Origin of the sequence: Martelella alba, from assembly GCF_005217455.1 — a bacterium.
Lineage (GTDB): Bacteria > Pseudomonadota > Gammaproteobacteria > Enterobacterales > Enterobacteriaceae > Acerihabitans.
The window spans coordinates 1-704 of record NZ_SZPQ01000163.1 but is presented as its reverse complement, the minus strand read 5'-3'; the positions used below and the strand labels follow the sequence as shown (position 1 = coordinate 704).

The window sequence follows — 704 nt, the reverse complement described above, 5'->3', positions numbered from 1 at the left end:
CTCTGCATTCCCGCCGGGGTATTCTCGACCCCCACCCCAATGCCAGCCGTGTAGAGTTTTCCGTCTTCAGTCTGGCCAACCTTAACCGACCACATGTCTTTCAACTGGCTAGCATCCTGAACTGGTCCCAACAGGTCCTGGCCGAGCTGCGTCTCGGTGATCTGCCCGGTCAAATAGCTGAGAACCTCTGACGAATCAGATGATGAGGAACCAACAATCCAATCGGTATACCCCGATTCATTGCCGGTTTTGTCCACCAGTTGGGCGCGATAATAAAACGTCACGCCGGCGGCCAGGCCAGATTGCTGATAGGTTTTCTGCGGATAGGGTACATCCGACAGCAACAGGGGGTTATCGCCGGTCGCAGTGGTGCTGTACTGGATTTCCGTTTTCAGCGTATCCTCGGCGCCGTTCGGAAATCCCCAGGTCAGCGTAATGCCGAACACCACATCAGTCGAGGCAGAAAATCCGACCGGTTTCGGCGGCGCGCCCTCTTTGCCATTGAGCTGTGTTTCAACGGCGTTCGCCCAGATGCTCGAAATGTCACTGGCATTGATTGCCCGGACCCGAGCCTGATACGCGCCGGCGTAGATGCCAGTAATCTCGAACCCGAGCGCCGACGTGCGCGCCACGCTGACCCAGTTGCCATTATCCTTTCGCCATTCAGCCTCATACGCGATAGCGCTGGCCGCCTTATCCCAGGT

1 protein-coding gene is annotated in these 704 nt (G+C 57.2%); it reads right to left on the bottom strand.

Annotation, left to right across the window (positions count from 1 at the left end):
* The coding region (locus tag FCN80_RS26220) for a phage tail tip fiber protein (RefSeq protein WP_136993290.1) at positions 1-704 on the bottom strand (704 nt) is incomplete at both ends.